Genomic DNA, 16,704 nt, shown 5'->3' on the forward strand with positions numbered 1-16,704 from the left:
TGCTGTTAGCGTGCAACTGCACACTGATTGCAATTATGGCGGAGGATGTTGGACATGGCGGTGTACTCGCTCCCGGAGCTTCCCTACGACTACGCGGCGCTCGAACCGGTGATCAATCCCCAGATCGTCGAGCTGCACCACGACAAGCACCACGCGGCGTACGTCAAGGGCGCGAACGACACGCTGGAGCAGCTCGCGGAGGCGCGGGACAAGGAGGCGTGGGGGTCGATCAACGGCCTGGAGAAGAACCTGGCCTTCCACCTCTCCGGGCACATCCTGCACAGCATCTACTGGCACAACATGACGGGCGACGGCGGTGGTGAGCCCCTGGCCGCGGACGGCGTGGGCGACCTCGCGGACGCGATCACCGAGTCCTTCGGCTCCTTCGCCGGCTTCAAGGCGCAGCTCACCAAGGCCGCCGCGACCACGCAGGGTTCCGGCTGGGGCGTCCTCGCCTACGAGCCGCTGAGCGGCCACCTGATCGTCGAGCAGGTCTACGACCACCAGGGCAACGTCGGGCAGGGCTCGACCCCGGTCCTGGTCTTCGACGCGTGGGAGCACGCCTTCTACCTGCAGTACAAGAACCAGAAGGTCGACTTCATCGACGCCATGTGGGCCGTCGTCAACTGGCAGGACGTGGCCCGGCGTTACACGGCGGCCAAGGAACGCGGCGACAGCCTGCTGCTCGCGCCCTGACGGCGCGGGCGAACCGACCTCCCGCACGCGATCGTCTTCGCACCGTTCGCGCGGCAGGTGTCACATCGAGGGGTTCCCCGGGGCGCGTACCCGTGGGAGCCCCTCGGGCGTTCGCGCTGCGACGCCGTTGTCAGTGGTGACCTCTAGTTTGGAGTCACTGGAAGACGGCCCGTGCGGGGCCGGCCGGGTCATTGGGGAGGGGTGTGCTGTGTCCGCTGCGCAGACACGACAGACGGGGAACACGACGTATCTGGAGCTGTCCCAGGACAGCTGCGGCGCCCACAAGTTCTACGAGGTGACGGTCGAGCAGACCACCGTCTCCGTGCGGTACGGCCGGATCGGCGTCGACGGCCAGCGCCAGACCTCCAGCTTCCCCACCGTCGAGAAGGCCCGGGCCGCGGCGGCGAAGAAGATAGCCGAGAAGGTCCGCAAGGGGTACGCGCCCGCCGTCCAGGGGCAGCGCGCGGCCCGTGCGGTGACGCGCCGTCAGGTGACGTCGGCGCCCTCCACGGCCCGTGCCACGGCACCGGTGCTGTGGCGGTTCCGCACGGGAGCCTCGGCGTTCGGCATCCACGTCGACGAGGACCGCTGCTGGGTCGGCAACCAGCACGGCGACGTGTACAACCTGAGCCACTCCGGCGAGGTGCTCGCGCACTACTCCCTGCCCGACGGCGTCAAGTGCCTGGTGGCGGACGACTTCTGGATCTACGCGGGCTGCGACGACGGCCGGGTGTACGACCTCTCCTCGAAGGTGCCGTTCGCGGCCTACGAGATAGCGGCCGAGGTCGACATCTTCTGGCTGGACATCCACGCGGGCGTGCTCAGCGTGTCCGACCGCCGGGGCGGGCTGACGGTCATCGACCACGAGGACGAGCTCCAGTGGTCGCGCGACTCCGGCGGGGACCACGCCTGGATGGTGCGCGCCGACGACCACGCCGTGTACCACGGGCACAGCCGCGGGGTGACGGCGTACGCCGCGGACGGCGCGGGCCTGCTCTGGCACACCGACACCGGCGGCAACGTGCTGTTCGGCTGGCAGGAGGAGAACGCGGTCTACGCGGGGACCGGACGCAGGCAGGTCCAGCGGCTCGCCAAGTCCACCGGACGGGTCGAGGCCACCTATCTCTGCGACGCTCCCGTCTACTCGTGCGCCACGTCCCCCGGCGGCCGGTACGTGTTCGCGGGCGACTCGGCCTCCTCCGTCTACTGCTTCACGGCCGACGGCACCCGGCTGTGGAAGCTCGGCACCGGCGGCGGCTCCGCGCTGTCCATGCAGTACCACGACGAGCGGCTGTACATCGTCTCCACGGACGGTTCGCTCGCCTGTGTCGACGCGACGGAGAGCGCCATCCGGGCCGCCGAGTCCGGCACCGTCCCGGTCGCGGCGGACGTCAAGCTGGCGGCGGCGCTGCCGACCTACGCACCGCTGACCACCGCCGCGTCCGTCGCCACGGTCAGTGCCCTGCCCGCGCCGGGGGACGGCGTGGTCGTCGAGTGCGTCCAGGAGGGCGGTCGCGTGCGGGTCCATGTGGTCTCCGAGGGGTACGAGACCGGCTGGAAGGTCCAGTTCCCGCGGGCGATACGCGAGCCCGGCGCTCGCTATGTGGTGGATGCGCTGCACTCCTCCGTGGGCGGCTTCTACCGGGTGCGCGGAGAGATCAGGCGCCTCGTGTGACGGGGCGGGCCGGTCCGGCCCCTCGCGGTGAGTCACCCCGTGCGAGCTGCTGGGTCCTTTTCCTGGACCCTCGTATGCTGAACGGGTGAGGCGGACTTCTTTTGCGAACTGGCCGTGTTCCATCGCGCGCACGATGGACCTCCTCGGCGACTGGTGGACGCCCCTCGTGCTGCGGGAGGCCTTCTACGGGATCAAGCGGTTCGACGCGTTCCAGCAGGAGCTGGGCATCGCGCGCAACACGCTGACCGACCGGCTCCGGCGCCTCGTCGACGAGGGGCTCATGGAGAAGCGGGCCTACCAGACGGACCCGGTGCGCCACGACTACGTGCTCACCGAGATGGGCCGCGACTTCTTCGGGGTGCTGGCCGCCATGAACAGCTGGGGCAACCGCTGGCTCAGCGGTGAGCAGGGGCCGCCCGTCGTCTTCCGTCACGACCGCTGCGGACACGAGAGCGAGGCGGCCGTGGTGTGCGCCGAGTGCGGGGAGCCGATGACGGCCGAGAACACCCGGCCGCGCCTCGGTCCCGGCTACCCGCCGCACCTGGCCGAACGCCCCGACATCCGCAGCCGCTTCACCGACTGAGCGCCCGCTTCACCGACCGCGAGCGCGGTGCGCTTCCCCGTCCGACTCGCCGGTTCCTCACCGCCCCCGGTCCGCGTGCCGGGGGCGGATTTCCTTGACAGGTAAGTCTATCTACGCAACTCTCAAGCTCAGAGCCCTGTTGGGGCAGGTTTCCTGAACGCTGAGAGGAAGGCCGGGCAACTCATGGAGTGGACGGGCGCGCGCTATGCGGACCAGCCGACGGTGGAGGTGCGGACACGGATCGACGCCCCGCCGCCGCGGGTGTGGGACCTGGTCTCCGACATCGGGCTCATGCCGGAACTGAGCACGGAACTCCAGTCGGTGCGGTGGCTCGACGACGCGACGGCCCCCGCGGTCGGTGCCCGGTTCGTGGGCCGCAGCCGGCACGAGTCGCTGGGGGAGTGGGAGACCACCTCGTACATCGTGCGGTGCGATCCGTACCGCACGTTCGCCTGGGCCGTGGAGGACCCCGAACGCCCCAGCTCCGTCTGGCGGTTCAGTCTGGAGGAGAAGGACGGCGGCACCGAGCTGACCCAGTGGATGCGGATGGGGCCCGGCCGCTCGGGGCTCTGTCACGCGATCGACCGGATGCCGGACAAGGAGCAGAAGATCGTGTTCGTACGGCTGCGGGAGTTCGAGCGGAGCATGACGGGCACCGTCGAGGCGATCAGGGAACGTGCCGAGAACGCGGAAGGGGAGGGCGCGTGATGCGGACCTCCACGACGATCGAGGCGTCCGGGGGCGACTGGCGGGAGACCGTCGACTTCGTGGTCGAGGCCGAGAAGCTCGGGATGGACATCTGCTGGGTCGCGGAGGCCTGGGGCTCCGAAGCACCGTCCCCCATCGGCTACTTGGCGGCACGGACCGAGCGGATACTGCTCGGCTCCGGCATCATCCAGCTCGGCACCCGCACTCCCTCCGCCATCGCCCGCGCCGCGATCACCCTCTCCAACATCTCCGGCGGACGGTTCCTGCTTGGCCTCGGACCGTCCGGGCCCCAGGTGATCGAGGGTCTGCACGGCGTGCCCTTCGCGCGCCCGCTGGCCCGGATGCGGGAGACCGTGGAGATCGTTCGGCAGGCCGTGGCGGGGGACAAGATCGCCCACAAGGGACGGGAGTTCACGATCCCGCTGCCCGGTGGCGAGGGCCGTCCCATGCGGCTGTCGATGCGCGCCGAGCACGACCTGCCCGTCTACCTCGCCACCCTCTCCCCCAAGATGCTGCGGCTGACGGGGGAGATCGCCGACGGCTGGCTGGGCACCAGTTTCGTACCCGAGGGCGCCAAGGAGGCGTACTTCGACCACCTGGACGCGGGTCTCGCGGCGGCGGGCCGGGACCGCGCCGGCCTCGACATCTGCCAGGGCGCCGAAGTGGCGTTCGCCGAGGACGAGGACGCGCTGCGGACCATGGTGGCGGGACGGAAGAAGGAACTCGCCTTCAGCCTGGGCGGGATGGGCTCCGCCACCACCAACTTCTACAACGCCGCGTACAGCAGGCAGGGCTGGGCGGACATCGCCGCCGAGGTCCACGAGCGCTGGCAGGCCGGCGACCGGGACGGCGCCGCGGGACTCGTGACCGACGAGATGGTGCTCGGCACGACCCTGATCGGCACCGAGGACATGGTCCGTGAGCGGCTCCGCGTATGGCGTTCCGCGGGCGTCGACACCGTCCGCCTCTATCCCGCGGGCGAGACCCTCGACGCCCGGCTCACCACGCTGGGGCGGGCACTGGACCTCGTCTCCCGGCAGAACGCGGAGGCGGACGCCGTCTGAGGCGGGGCGGGGACCGAAGAGCCAGGGGTGGAGCGACGGGTGAGAGGCGAAGGATGCGGGCCTGCCGTCGGCGGCAGGCCCGTCCTCGTACCGTCACCCGATCGGCGGCACCCCCGTGGCGGGGCGGGGAACGGCGGCGGAGGCTCGAATTCCCCGATGCCTCCCGCACCGGGGTCGGCCAGCGGCCGACAGCGCATCGAGGTGGTCGAGCATGAGCCAGGACGCTTCGCAGCCCCCGACCCCGCCGCCCGGTGGCGGCACGGGATCCCAGCCGAGCGGCGGCGACATGCCGCTGTGGGGAGACCAGTGGTCCGGAGCGGCGCCCGCCGGAGGAGATCTCGGGCCGCCGCCGTCGGGTGACGGTGCCTGGGTGGCCGGCGGCGTCACCTTCGCGGGTGTGCTCCTGCTGGTGAACGGCTTCCTCAACATCCTCCAGGGCATCTCCGCGATCGCCAAGGACGATGTGTACACGCGCGTGAACGACTACGTGTACCGCATCAACCTCACCGGCTGGGGCTGGATCCTGCTGGTCGTCGGCGTGATCGCCGCCGTCGTCGGTGCGGGCATCCTGAAGGGCGCCGCGTGGGCCCGCGTCACCGGTATCGCGCTGGCCGCGGTGAGCATGCTCTTCCACTTCATGTTCCTGCCGTACGCGCCGATCTGGTCGGTCATCATGATCGCGATCGACGTCTTCGTGATCTGGGCGCTCGCCGCCTACCGGCCCCACGGCCATCACTCACCGTCCCGGCCGCAGTCACCGTCGCAGTCCCCGCGACAGCCGCAGCCGCGCTGAACCGTCCTCCGCTCCGGCCGCCCCGACGTGACGGCAGCGATGTGACGCACCCGCACCCACGAGACCCCTCCGCCCGGTGGCCGATCCGACGCCGCCGGGGGAGGGGCCGTCGTACCCGTACACCACCACGCAGCGGACCGAGCGGAACGAGAGCGCCATGGATGACCTGACCGACCGGGCACGCGCCGGTCAACGGTCCGCGCGACGCCGGCCGTGCCCGGCCGCCCGCCCCACGGAGGCGACGTGAACGGCGACGACGCCCGGGAGATCGCCGAGCTGCGGTCCCGGGTCGCGGAACTGGAGCGGCGGCGCCCGACGGGCGGGCGGCACTGGGTACGGCCGTTCTTCGCGGTCCTCCTGATCCTCGTCGCGGCCGTGCTCACCCCGCTCAGCGCGGTGGCGGCCTGGTCGAGCGACCTGATCGGAGACACCGACCGCTACGTCTCCACCATGAAGCCGCTCGCCTCCGACGCCGACGTCCAGGAAGCCGTCGCCGACCGGGTGACGAAAGCGGTCATGCAGCACGTCGACATCGAGGCGCTGCTCACCTCCGTCGCCCCGGCCGACCGGCCCCGGCTGACCAAGGCCCTGGGCCCGCTGAGCGGTCCGATCACCAGTGGCCTCACCGACTTCGTGCACAGCACGGCGGACAAGTTCGTCAGCAGCGACGCGTTCGCCACCCTGTGGACCGACCTCAACAGGACGGCCCACGCCTCCGTCGACAAGGCGCTCACCGGAAAGGGCGGCGGAGCCGTCAAGCTCACCGACGACGCCGTCGTCATCGACCTCGCCCCCGTCATCGACCGCGTCAAGCAGGCCCTCGTCGACAGGGGACTCGGCATCGCCGCGAAGATCCCCGAGGTGCACACCGACTTCACGGTCCTGACCTCCGACTCCATCGGCAAGGCCAAGAAGCTCTACCGGCTCCTGCAGATCGTCGGGTTCTGGCTGCCGGTGCTGACCCTGCTCCTCGCGGCCGGCGGTGTGCTCCTCGCCATCCGCAGGCGCCGCGCCCTCGTCACAGCGGCGCTCGCCGTGGCCGCCGGGGCCGCCGTCCTCGGCATCGCGCTCTGGATCTTCCGGGGGATCTATCTCGACGGCCTGCCTTCGGGGGTCTCCCAGCCCGCAGCGGGCTCGGTCTTCGACACCCTCGTGCGCTATCTGCGGACGACGGTACGCATGGTGATCACTCTCGGAATCGTCGTCGCCCTCGCGACCTGGCTGACCGGCAGCGGCCGGGCCGCCACGCGGGTCCTGGCCGCCTGGCGGGGCGGCATCGGCGCCGTGCGCGGCGCGGTGGGCTTCGACCTGGGACCGGTCGGGGCCTGGGTGCACCGGGCCAAGACGTGGCTCAACTGGACGGTCGTCGCGGTCGCCGCCGTCACCCTGCTCATCTGGAACTACCCCACGGCCGCCGTCACCGTCTGGATCGCCGTGGTGGCCCTGCTGGTGCTCGCCGTGGTCGAGTTCCTCGACGACGACGGGGCCCCGCACCTGACCGGCACCACCGGCACCACGGGGGGACCGGCGGCCGGTTCGGGGCCGGTCGAAATCACCTGACAGCCCTCCGAACAGCGGGCTATGCTCCCGGCGATGACAACTCTCTCCGGTGACAGATGGGGGGCCCCGTCCGCGCAAGGTGAGTGCTGATGCTCACTCGGACCGCGTACGAGGACTCCCTCCTCGCTTCCTTCTGGCCGCGCGTGCGTGACTTCGCCGTGCCGCCCTCCATGATCGAGACCGCGACCGCCCGCCGCCGTGCCGGGGACTGGGCCGGGGCGTGTGCCGCCACGGGCGTCGACGTCGACCTCGACCTCCGCTCCCTGGCCCGCACGCACGGCCGGGCCCTCGCCTCCCAAGTCCGAGCGGATCTACGCCACTTGGCGCCCGACCTGCTGCGCTGGCACATGCCCCGGGTCGGCCCCGACGGACTGCTGCGCCCCGGCATCACCCTGACGCTGGCACGCTACGACCGGGCCGGGCCCGAGGGCGGCGCGCCCGCACGTTTTGACCGGGCCGCACCCGACCCGGTCCACCCGGTGCACCTCGTCGTCCGCACGCCACCGGCCTGGGCCGACGGCGGCCAGCGGATCAGCCTCGCGCTGTGGGAGGCACCGAAGGGCGGCTCCCGCGGCCCGTGCCTCGACGAAGGTGCCCACAGGCATCCGCATCCACGCCCCGGCCGGCGCTACCGTCTCGACCTGCACCGCCACCTCTGGGACGCGCGCAGGACGGACGAGCTACGGGTCCGGTGCGGCGCGTTCTCCCCTGCCGACGCATCTCGATCCTCGGCAGGTGCCGACGGAGGGGCGTACCCGTCCGGGGCCGAAGGCCTGTGGGTCCGGGCCGGTGCCGACCTACCACCTGCCGTTCCCCGGCCGCCGGACCTCGATCCGCTCGGGCTCGATCCGCTCGGGCTCGTGCCGCCCGAACTCGGGTGTGCCGTGGACCGGTGGGCGGCCGAGGCGGCGATCCTGCTGCGTGCCGAGGGCCGGACGGCCGGACCCGTCGCCGTACGGCTCGGGTCCCGGCACCGGCTGCTTCTGGACGTGGGCTTGGACGTGGGCCTTCGCCGCTCGGCCCTGGACCCGCTCACGGACTCGGGCGTGGACAGGGGCGTGCCCCAGGCGTCGGACGGCCCGGGACCGCCCGGCCCGCGGATCCGACCGGCGCCGAAGGGCGGCAACGGCTCGCCGCTGCCGGTCCTGCCCGACGCGGCGACCTGGGTGCTGCCCGACCTGCACCTGATCCGCACCGGCGCGATCGATGCCCAGCGACTGCATCCGCTGGTCGCGGCGGCCCTCGTGCCCGGGCGCACCCCCGTCCCCGTCCCCCGGGCACCCGACCCGCCGGGCCGGCCCCGGATCGTGGAGTGCCGGGGCGACCGGCACCGGATCGGCCTGGTCGACGGCGTCCTGCGACCGCTGGACCACGACCCGACCGAGATCCGTCGCGAGGAACTGCTGGTCGCGCTGACCGGCACGCCCCTGCCCTGCCTCCAGGCCATCGACGAGGCGCATCGGCGCCCGCACTGTCTGTCCGGAGTCCGCGAACGCCTCCATCACGGCGACACCGCCGGTGCGCTGGCCGTCGTCGAGGGCCTGCTGGGCCCGGACGCGGTGCTGCGGGGCGGCGCGCTGCGGGACGAACTCCGGGCGGCCGCCGAGCGCCGGATCACCTACGGACTGTTCAGAGCGGGCCTGACCGGTCCCGCGCCCGGCCGCATCCGACCGGGGCCCACGCGGCCCCGGGACCATCGGTCCCATCCACGCGAGACAACGGGCCGTTAACCGGGCCCCGTTCGTCACCGGCCGCACCGCGTGACCCGACAGGCCGCCGGCCAGGCCGTCACCGGTCCCCTTCGCGCCGTACAACGGGCCGTTAGTCAGCCCCCTCGCCACCAGTCCCATCTGTGCGCGACAACAGACCGTCGACCAGGCCCTGTTCGTCACCGGTAGCACCCGCGTGACGCGAAAGGCCACCAGCGGGTCCGTCACCGGTCCCCTCCGCACCCCGCAACGAGCGGTCAGCCGGCTCCTTCGCCACCCTCCCATCCGCGCGAGACAACAGGTGGTCGGACAGGGCCCGTTCACCACCAGTCCCATCCGCGCGGGACAACACGCAGTCCAATAGCGCCCGTTCACCACCAGACCGACCGCGCGCGACACGAGAGGCCCTTGGGCCGGTCCCGTTCGCCGGACACCTCTCCGCCCCGAATCGTCACCGCCCGTCGCCCGCGCCCAACTCGACGCGCTCGAAGCCCGAAGCCCACCGAAACCTCGCCGCACAGCGGTTGGCCGCGACCATCCGCCCGGTCCGCCGCCGTGCGACCGTCACGAAACCCAAGGTGATCAGACATGCCCACACGCACCCCGTTCCTGGAAGCCGACCTTCTCTCCGACCCGGACGTTCCCGCAGGAACGAACCAACTCGACGTGGCAGAGGCACTGTTGTCCCTCCTCCGCGACACCGGAACCGAGCCGCGTCCCGACACACAGTTGGAGGCCCTGACCCTCTCCGTCGCCGCCGACCTGCCCGTCCTGCTGTGGGGCGAGCCGGGGATCGGCAAGACCGCGGCGCTGACCCAACTCGCCGAGACCCTGGACCTGCCGTTGACCACGGTGATCGCCAGCGTCCACGAACCGTCCGACTTCTCCGGGCTGCCCGTGCTCGGCGACGACCCCGCCGAGCAGGGCGTCCCCATGGCCCCACCGGACTGGGCGGTCCGTCTCGTACGAGCCGGCCGGGGGCTGCTCTTCCTCGACGAACTGTCGACCGCGCCCCCCGCCGTCCAGGCCGCCCTGCTCCGGCTCGTCCTGGAACGGCGGATCGGCGCGCTCCAACTTCCGCCCGGCGTCCGGATCGTGGCCGCCGCCAACCCGCGCTCCTCGGCGGCCGACGGCTGGGAGCTGAGCCCGCCGCTGGCCAACCGGTTCGTCCACCTCCAGTGGACCCACGACCACGAGGTCGTCGTCCGCGGCCTCGGAGGCACCTGGCCCCGGGCGACCCTGCCGCGCCTGGACCCGCGGCGGCTGCGCGAGGCCGTGGACTTCGCCCGCCGCGCGGTGTGCGCCCTGCTCACCGCCCGACCCGGACTCGTCCATCGGCTGCCCAGCGGCGAGACCCGGCGCGGTGGCGCCTGGCCCTCGCCGCGGAGCTGGGAGATGACCCTGCGCCTGATCGCCTTCGCGACCGCCGCCGACTCCTCCCGCGAGGTGCTGTCCCTGCTCGTCCGGGGCACCGTGGGGGACGGCCCGGGGCTGGAACTCCTCGCCGGTCTGGACCGGTTGGACCTGCCCGACCCGGAGACCCTGCTCGCCGACCCGGAGAGCGCCGAACTCCCCGAGCGGGGTGATCTGCGCCAGGCCGTTCTCGACGGGGTGGTCGCCGCCGTCCGTGCCCGTCCGGACAAGGCCCGCTGGGACGCCGCATGGGCCCTGCTCGTCCGGGCGCTCGACACCGGCGCACCCGATCTCGTGGTCGTCCCCGCGACCACGCTCGCGACGCTGCGCCGGCAGGACTGGGACGTGCCCGCCTCCATCGAGCGGCTCGCCGGAGCGGTGACCCTGTCCCGGCGCGCGGACGACGCGGCGGCCCGCGCCGCGTCCGGCGTCAGGACGGTGCGCCGATGACGACGTCCGGCGCGCAGGGAGGTGCCCTGGACCTCGACAAGCTCTTCGCCGCCCGCCTGCACGCCGCGCGGGTCCGCCCCTACCTCGCGACGGCGCTGTTCGCCCTGCACACCGTCGCGTCGCGGCACGTCCCCACGATGGCCGTCGACCGGCACTGGCGCTGTTACGTCTCGCCGCGCTTCGTGGACCGCACGCCCGTCGAGGACCTGGCCGGCGTCTGGGTGCACGAGGTGTCCCACCTGCTGCGCGACCACCACGGCCGCAGCGACCGCGTGGCCCGCGAACGCGGCCTGACCGGCCCTGCGGAGCGGCTGCGGATGAACATCGCCGCGGACTGCGAGATCAACGACGACGCCTTCGGAGAGGGCCTGGTCCGGCCCGAGGGCGCCGTCACACCGCAGTTCCTGCTCCTGCCGCCGGGCGAACTGATGGAGGAGTACCTGACCCGGTTCCGGCTCGGACCGCGCACCCAGAGCCTGGCCTGGCTGGACTGCGGCAGCGGCGCCGACGGACGCGAACGGGACTGGGACCTCGGACCGGACGGAGCACACGGGCTCAGCGCGCAGGAACGCGACGCCGTCCGCTTCCGGGTCGCTCAGGGCATCAACGCCCGCCCCGGCAGCGCTCCCCGGGGCTGGAAGCGGTGGGCGGAGGAGGCCTTCCATCCGCCGCAGCCCTGGCGGGAGCTGCTGGGCGCGGCGGTCCGGTCCGCCGCCTCCGGGCCGGGCGCCGGCGAGGACTACACCTACGGCCGTCCGTCGCGGCGCGCGGCCGGCCTCCCCGGCATCGTGCTCCCGAGCCTGCGCCGCAGACCACCCCGGGTCTTCGTGGTCATCGACACCTCCGGCTCGGTCAGCGACGCGGAACTGGGCAGCGCGCTCCTGGAGGTGTCCGCCATCTCCCGTGCCGTGGGCGGCCGTCGCGACCTCGTGACCGTGGCGGCCTGCGACGCGGCGGCCCGGGTCGCCCACCCGCTGTGCCGAGCCGAGGGGATCTCGCTGATGGGTGGCGGGGGTACCGACCTGCGCTCCGGGTTCGCCGCCGCGCTCCGGGCCCGGCCGCGCCCCGACGTCGTCGTGGTCCTGACCGACGGCCAGACTCCGTGGCCGGACGCGCGCCCACCGTGCCGGACGGTGGTGGGTCTCTTCCCCCGGCACGGGGAGGACGACTCCTGGGACGAGGACGACCCGGACTACGTCCCGGACACTCCGCCCGCCTGGGCCCGCGTGGTCGAGATCGGCACGGCGACGGGGGCGGGCGGGTGAGGACCGGGAAGGCGACGGCGACCCGGCGCGCGGAGTCGATCGAGCCACCCGTCGGGGGCGTCGCCCGCCTCGCACGGTCGACGCCCCTGCATCCCGGCGGTCCTGCCTTCCGTATACGGTCGACGGCCGCGCCTGCCGGCGGACTTGCCCGGCGGGCGCGGTCAACGCCCGCACCCGCAGGGGGATGTGCCCGCCGCGCACGCTCGGTGCCGGTACCGCCCTGGCCGATCTCCCCGTCACCCCCTACACGCTGTACCCCCCGTCCACCCCCAACGCCTGGCCGGTGATGAAGCCCGCGCGGTCGGAGGCGAGGAAGGCGACCGCTTCGGCGATGTCCGTGGCGGTGCCGAAGCGGCGCAGGGGGATGTTGCGGCGGGCGATCTCCAGCGCGGTGTCGTCGAGTTCGCCGGAGCTGATCAGACGGGCGGCGATGCCGTCGGTCAGCATGCCGGGGGCGACGCAGTTGACGCGGACGCCGTAGCGGCCCTCCTCGGCGGCGAGCGCGCGGGCGACCGCCTCGACGGCGCCTTTGGTGCCCGAGGAGAGTCCGTCGCGGACGGGAAACCGTCGCGTGGCCACGGTGGTGACCGCGACGACACTGCCCCGGCTCTCCCGCAACAGGGGCAGCGAGGGGTGCACGAGGTTGAAGAACGCTCCCGCCTCGGCGTCGAGTTGGGTGCGGTACTCACTCGGTGTGACCCGGCTCAGATGCACCATGGGAACGTGCGGTCCCGCCGCGTGGACGAGGGTGTGCAGACCACCGAGCGTGACGGCGGTCTCGGACACGGCGTCGGCCACCGCCCGTTCCTCCGTCAGATCGAGCCGCAGGGAACGGACCCGGCGCCCGAGCCCGGCGACCTCCCCGGCGAGCGCGTCCGCCGCCGAACGGCTGGAGCGGTACGTGAACACCACGTCGCTGCCCCGCTCGGCGAGCGTCCGCACGATCGCCGAGCCGATGCCCCCGGTGCCGCCCGCGACGAACGCGACACCCTCACGCTGCGAGAAATCCGACGTCCCAGCCATCACGACCCCACGGGTTCGGCGACGTTGATCTTCACGACCTCGCTGCTCCCGGCACGGCGCCGGACGTCGCCCGTCCGCGAACGGCCCGACGGCGACGGGGTATTCCAGCACGGAGCGCCTCCGACGAACAGGGGCACGGCGCCGGAGGAACGGGCGGAACGCACGCGAACCGGGTCGCGGACCGTGTCGCTGTTGGGCCGAACGGGTGACCATGCGTAAGAATTGCCCGGTGCAGACTACGAGTGCGAGCCAGGACGGGGTGGATCGATGAACAGCCACGACGTCACCGACGAACAGTGGAGAGGGCTCGCCCAGGTCGTTCCGTTGCGTGGCCGGGACGCCTGGCCCTCCTCGGTCGGCCACCGGTCGATCCCCGAGGCCCCGACGGAGGCGCGGCGCCGTTTCGTGGTCCTCCGGGTCAACGTCTTCGCGGACGCCCGCGACGTGGCCGAGACCCTCATGGCCGGCATCCCGGTCCTCCTCGACCTGACCGGCGCGGAGAGCGAAGTCGCCAAGCGCGTCCTCGACTTCAGTACGGGCGTGGTGTTCGGCCTCGCGAGCGGTATGCATCGCGTCGACCGGAACGTGTTCCTGCTGACCCCTCCGGGAACCGAGGTGCGCGGACTCATGGAGGAGGCGGGGGTCCCCGGGATCTGACGCCGCGCCGCCGGACCGAGCGACGGTGCCCAGCGGGTACTCGCGACGGGGGACCGGCGACCGGCACCGTGACCGGGTGCCCGATCGGCAGCGCGACCGGGCGGCGCCCCCTGCCCTCTGAGGGGTTCGCCCCGCGCCCGTCGTGAACTCGCCCCGTCGTGAACTCGCCCCGTCGTGAACTCGCCCCGCCGTGAACTCGCCCCGCCGTGAACTCACCCCGCGACCGTCGTGAACTCACCCCGGTCCCGGGCGAACGGAGCCGAGGGCCCGGTGAACCCGTCCTACGAACCGGTGGATTCGTCCCCCGATCGTAGGAAGGTTCCCCAAGTGGAACGGTTCGTCCGGTGACGGAGGCCTACCGTCCGCATATGACCCTGTCCACGCCGGAAGCGCCCACCGTGGCGCAGGCGCGCCCCGACCGACCTGGCCTCACCGAGCTGCGCCTCGCCGCCTTCGCCACCCATCGCCGTGTCCGGTTCCCCCTCGGACCGCTCACCCTCGTCACCGGCCCGAGCGGCAGCGGCAAGACGGCCGCCCTGCGGGCCTACGAGGCACTGGCCCGGCTCGGCGGCGGCGCCGAACTCCGGGAGGTGTTCCCGGATCCGGTCGCCTGCGTGCCCGAGCAGGCCCGGCCCGACGCGCAGCAGCGCCGCGGCTTCCGCATCGGCTGCACGGTGGACGGCCCCGAAGGACCGGTCCGCCTCGATGTGGCCGTCCAGGCCGAGCCCGAACTGCGCATCGTGGGGGAGCGGTTGTCGGCGGGCGGCCAGACCCTGCTGGAGACCGCGCTGCGTGACCCGGGCCGCCCGTCCGTGCAGGCGGCCTGGCACACCGGGGGATCGTCCGCCGTGACCCGCGGACCCCTCCCCGACGACCGCCTCGGCACCGCCCTGCTGCCCCTGCGCGTCGCGGGCCGCACCGCGGGCGAGTGTCAGGTCCTCGCCGCCGCCGAGCAGATGGTGCTCGCGCTGCGCTCCGTCTACGCCTGCGACCCGAGCCCGCACGCCATGCGCGTCCCCGCCCCGCTCGGCACGGGACGCCTTCTGCGGAACTGCGGCAACCTCGCCGAAGTGCTGTGGCGTACACGGTCGGAGTGCGGCCACCGGTACGCCCACCTGGTCGCCGCCGTTCGCGCCGGCTGCGCCGGGACCGTCACCGACGTCCTGGCCGAGGTGGTCGGCGACGGCCGGGTCCAGGGGCTCCTCGACCGCGGCGACGGTGCCCGTACGCCGCTCGGGCTGCTCGGCGACGGCGAGTTGCGGTATCTCGCGCTGGCCCTCGTCCTGCTCACCGGACCCGGGGTCCTGGAGGTCGACCCGGCGGGCGAGGTGCCGGCCGCGTTCCAGTCGTTGACGGTGCTCGCCGACGGCCTCGACCGCGGGCTGGACGCACGGCAGACCGGCGAACTGGTGCGGCTGGCCCAGCGGATGTGCGAGCGGGGCCACATCCGGCTGGTGGCCGCACTGAGCGACGGCGCCCCGGCGTTCGGGGCGGCCGGGGCGACGGTGGTAGACCTGACGCCGTGAGTGAACTGGACGTAGCGACACTGCAGCGCAGGCTGGCCGACTTCGCGGCCGCCCGGAACTGGCAGCCGTACCACACCCCGAAGAACCTGGTCGCGGCCCTGAGCGTGGAGGCCTCCGAACTCGTCGAGATCTTCCAGTGGTTGACCCCGGAGGAGTCGGCCCGCGTCATGGACGACGCGGACCGCGCGCACCGCGTCCGTGACGAGGTGGCCGACGTCCTCGCCTATCTGCTGCAGTTCTGCGAGGTGCTGGGGGTCGATCCGCTCGCCGCACTCGACGCGAAGATCGACCGCAACGAGCTGAGGTTCCCGGCGCCCGGGGACTCCTGAGGGGAACGAAAGAAGCCCGTTCACGATCACCGAAAGAGGAAGGTGTCACTCTCCGGAGTCGTTCAGTCGTCAACTCTCAACTCCGTGTCCACAGATTTCGGGCTTCCTCTGGCTTTTCGTCTCAAGGGACTTCACTCTGGGTAGTGAACCAGTGAGTTCGGGCGGACGCGTGCGAGCGCGTCGCGACAGACGGGGGCAGCGCATGGAAGCGGTGCGGCTCATCGTGACGAGCAGACGTGCCCTGGCGGAGAGCGGGGACACCCCGGAGGTGATGGCCGAGGCATGGCAGGCGCATTCCCTGGCCCAGGCGATCGGCAGCCGGTTCGCGGTCTCGGGCCCGCCTGAACTCCGGGGTGAGGCCCTGGGGTTGACGGAGCTGGCGGGCCGCGGCTGCGGGGTCCTGGGTGCCCCCGCGCTCGGCGTCGGCGCCTTACGCGCCGCCCAGCTCACCGAGTTGGGCGATCCGCGCGAGGCGCTGCTCTGCCTCGGCAGCCTCCTGGGCGAGGTCGGTATGGCCCTGGTCAGCGTCGCCTGCGCGGCGGACGACGAGGGGACGTACTGGCAGTGCATGGAGGCGATCGACGCGGCGGACGAGTCCCGGGACCGCGTCCTGGAGATGCTCAGACGCCTCGCGGTGCGGGACGAGAAACGCGTGGTCGAACGGGGTTCGGCCACCGGGTAGGCGTGCGGCCCACCCGGGCCCGTGCATCCCGCCCCGGGGGCGGGAGGACGCGAGCGGGGTCTGCGGGATGCGGAGATGCCGGGGCCCGGACGAAGGGACGGGGGCGGGGCGAGCCCCGTCCGGGAGGTCGGGCCGTCAGGCCCTCTCGGGTTCGGGCGCCCGCGTGGGGCGTGGCGCCGACAGGTCCGCGTCCAGTTGGGAGAGGTCCGCGTTCAGTGCCGCCATCAGCTCCTCCATCTGCTGGAGCAGCCCCTTCGGCTGGGCGGACGTGCCCTGTTGGGGCACGGTTTCCTGGGTCACGACGGCCTCCTCGGCCCCCGCGACGGAGGGCCACTGACGAGGGTGACGTCCCGGCGACCGCCGGCGACGGGTGCCGGGCGGTCCGGCTCCGCCCGAGCCAACGATCACCGTCGACCCCGGTCACTGGCGCGACCCCGCAGCGCAACCGGGGTTGACGGATTTTCACCCGCCCGTGGACAGGGATGCCGCCGTGACGTCGGCGACTGCCGCGCGGGTGACCGGGATTGACCCGATCCGTCGCGACTCCGTCGGAGTCGGCGGGAGGTCGGCC

The 16,704-nt window shown here is 72.9% G+C and carries 16 protein-coding genes; 14 read left to right on the forward strand and 2 right to left on the reverse strand.

All coding sequences use genetic code 11. The features are described 5' to 3' along the window. Positions 1 to 54: 54 nt before the first annotated feature. The 10 genes from AB0C62_RS24175 (at position 55) to AB0C62_RS24220 (ending at position 11,916) form a co-directional block, all read left to right on the forward strand. Positions 55 to 696, forward strand: a complete 642-nt coding sequence (locus tag AB0C62_RS24175; protein ID WP_362976325.1) for a superoxide dismutase — start codon at positions 55 to 57, stop codon at positions 694 to 696. A gap of 208 nt (positions 697 to 904) precedes the next feature. Further along, positions 905 to 2,371, forward strand: a complete 1,467-nt coding sequence (locus AB0C62_RS24180) for a WGR domain-containing protein (RefSeq protein ID WP_362976327.1) — start codon at positions 905 to 907, stop codon at positions 2,369 to 2,371. A gap of 85 nt (positions 2,372 to 2,456) precedes the next feature. After that, the gene (locus tag AB0C62_RS24185) at positions 2,457 to 2,954 is read left to right on the forward strand and encodes a helix-turn-helix domain-containing protein (RefSeq protein ID WP_362976329.1); all 498 of its coding nucleotides are present in this window, start codon (positions 2,457 to 2,459) and stop codon (positions 2,952 to 2,954) included. A 183-nt stretch (positions 2,955 to 3,137) separates the two neighbouring features. Further along, on the forward strand, positions 3,138 to 3,662 hold the full coding sequence (locus tag AB0C62_RS24190) for an SRPBCC family protein (RefSeq protein WP_362976331.1): 525 nt from the start codon (positions 3,138 to 3,140) through the stop codon (positions 3,660 to 3,662). Continuing rightward, on the forward strand, positions 3,662 to 4,726 hold the full coding sequence (locus AB0C62_RS24195; RefSeq protein ID WP_362976379.1) for an LLM class flavin-dependent oxidoreductase: 1,065 nt from the start codon (positions 3,662 to 3,664) through the stop codon (positions 4,724 to 4,726). The genes AB0C62_RS24190 and AB0C62_RS24195 overlap by 1 nt, the downstream gene beginning before the upstream one ends. A 211-nt stretch (positions 4,727 to 4,937) precedes the next feature. Beyond that, a complete protein-coding gene (locus tag AB0C62_RS24200) occupies positions 4,938 to 5,519 on the forward strand; it encodes a hypothetical protein (RefSeq protein ID WP_362976333.1) in 582 nt (193 codons plus the stop codon). Between the two features lie 243 nt (positions 5,520 to 5,762). Continuing rightward, positions 5,763 to 7,079, forward strand: a complete 1,317-nt coding sequence (locus AB0C62_RS24205) for a hypothetical protein (protein ID WP_362976335.1) — start codon at positions 5,763 to 5,765, stop codon at positions 7,077 to 7,079. Between the two features lie 89 nt (positions 7,080 to 7,168). Beyond that, positions 7,169 to 8,809, forward strand: coding sequence for a hypothetical protein (locus AB0C62_RS24210; protein WP_362976337.1), 1,641 nt, complete (start codon positions 7,169 to 7,171; stop codon positions 8,807 to 8,809). A gap of 567 nt (positions 8,810 to 9,376) precedes the next feature. Then, positions 9,377 to 10,651 carry a MoxR family ATPase gene (locus tag AB0C62_RS24215; RefSeq protein WP_362976339.1) on the forward strand — a complete coding sequence of 425 codons (1,275 nt, stop codon included), beginning with the start codon at positions 9,377 to 9,379 and terminating at the stop codon, positions 10,649 to 10,651. Next, positions 10,648 to 11,916, forward strand: coding sequence for a VWA-like domain-containing protein (locus AB0C62_RS24220; RefSeq protein ID WP_362976341.1), 1,269 nt, complete (start codon positions 10,648 to 10,650; stop codon positions 11,914 to 11,916). Before AB0C62_RS24215 ends, AB0C62_RS24220 begins: the two co-directional genes overlap by 4 nt. A gap of 243 nt (positions 11,917 to 12,159) precedes the next feature. Here the strand turns inward: AB0C62_RS24220 and AB0C62_RS24225 are convergent, their stop codons facing one another. After that, positions 12,160 to 12,939: an SDR family NAD(P)-dependent oxidoreductase gene (locus AB0C62_RS24225; protein ID WP_362976343.1), complete on the reverse strand. Its 780-nt coding sequence runs from the start codon at positions 12,937 to 12,939 to the stop codon at positions 12,160 to 12,162. A 267-nt stretch (positions 12,940 to 13,206) separates the two neighbouring features. Here AB0C62_RS24225 and AB0C62_RS24230 point away from each other — a divergent pair, with 267 nt between their 5' ends. From AB0C62_RS24230 to AB0C62_RS24245, 4 genes are all read left to right on the forward strand, one after another. Continuing rightward, entirely contained in the window at positions 13,207 to 13,596 is a 390-nt protein-coding gene (locus tag AB0C62_RS24230; RefSeq protein ID WP_081219895.1) for a cell division protein SepF, read from the forward strand. A 368-nt stretch (positions 13,597 to 13,964) separates the two neighbouring features. After that, on the forward strand, positions 13,965 to 15,122 hold the full coding sequence (locus AB0C62_RS24235; RefSeq protein ID WP_362976345.1) for an ATP-binding protein: 1,158 nt from the start codon (positions 13,965 to 13,967) through the stop codon (positions 15,120 to 15,122). Beyond that, positions 15,119 to 15,451 carry a nucleotide pyrophosphohydrolase gene (locus AB0C62_RS24240; protein WP_362976347.1) on the forward strand — a complete coding sequence of 111 codons (333 nt, stop codon included), beginning with the start codon at positions 15,119 to 15,121 and terminating at the stop codon, positions 15,449 to 15,451. The genes AB0C62_RS24235 and AB0C62_RS24240 overlap by 4 nt, the downstream gene beginning before the upstream one ends. Positions 15,452 to 15,653: 202 nt before the next feature. Beyond that, a complete protein-coding gene (locus AB0C62_RS24245) occupies positions 15,654 to 16,133 on the forward strand; it encodes a DUF6099 family protein (RefSeq protein ID WP_362976349.1) in 480 nt (159 codons plus the stop codon). Positions 16,134 to 16,268: 135 nt separating this feature from the next. Here AB0C62_RS24245 and AB0C62_RS24250 read toward each other — a convergent pair whose 3' ends face one another. After that, positions 16,269 to 16,433: a hypothetical protein gene (locus tag AB0C62_RS24250; protein WP_362976351.1), complete on the reverse strand. Its 165-nt coding sequence runs from the start codon at positions 16,431 to 16,433 to the stop codon at positions 16,269 to 16,271. Between the last annotated feature and the right edge of the window lie 271 nt (positions 16,434 to 16,704).

It is taken from the genome of Streptomyces sp. NPDC048643 (genome assembly GCF_040650615.1).
GTDB lineage: Bacteria > Actinomycetota > Actinomycetes > Streptomycetales > Streptomycetaceae > Streptomyces.

Excerpts from the sequence above, each read along its gene's own strand:
- AB0C62_RS24175 (WP_362976325.1), top strand. The coding sequence starts at position 55 with ATGGCGGTGTACTCGCTCCCGGAGCTTCCCTACGACTACGCGGCGCTC.
- AB0C62_RS24190 (WP_362976331.1), top strand. The coding sequence starts at position 3,138 with ATGGAGTGGACGGGCGCGCGCTATGCGGACCAGCCGACGGTGGAGGTG.
- AB0C62_RS24195 (WP_362976379.1), top strand. The coding sequence starts at position 3,662 with ATGCGGACCTCCACGACGATCGAGGCGTCCGGGGGCGACTGGCGGGAG.
- AB0C62_RS24200 (WP_362976333.1), top strand. The coding sequence starts at position 4,938 with ATGAGCCAGGACGCTTCGCAGCCCCCGACCCCGCCGCCCGGTGGCGGC.
- AB0C62_RS24210 (WP_362976337.1), top strand. The coding sequence starts at position 7,169 with ATGCTCACTCGGACCGCGTACGAGGACTCCCTCCTCGCTTCCTTCTGG.
- AB0C62_RS24215 (WP_362976339.1), top strand. The coding sequence starts at position 9,377 with ATGCCCACACGCACCCCGTTCCTGGAAGCCGACCTTCTCTCCGACCCG.
- AB0C62_RS24220 (WP_362976341.1), top strand. The coding sequence starts at position 10,648 with ATGACGACGTCCGGCGCGCAGGGAGGTGCCCTGGACCTCGACAAGCTC.
- AB0C62_RS24225 (WP_362976343.1), bottom strand. The coding sequence starts at position 12,939 with ATGGCTGGGACGTCGGATTTCTCGCAGCGTGAGGGTGTCGCGTTCGTC.
- AB0C62_RS24230 (WP_081219895.1), top strand. The coding sequence starts at position 13,207 with ATGAACAGCCACGACGTCACCGACGAACAGTGGAGAGGGCTCGCCCAG.
- AB0C62_RS24235 (WP_362976345.1), top strand. The coding sequence starts at position 13,965 with ATGACCCTGTCCACGCCGGAAGCGCCCACCGTGGCGCAGGCGCGCCCC.
- AB0C62_RS24245 (WP_362976349.1), top strand. The coding sequence starts at position 15,654 with ATGGAAGCGGTGCGGCTCATCGTGACGAGCAGACGTGCCCTGGCGGAG.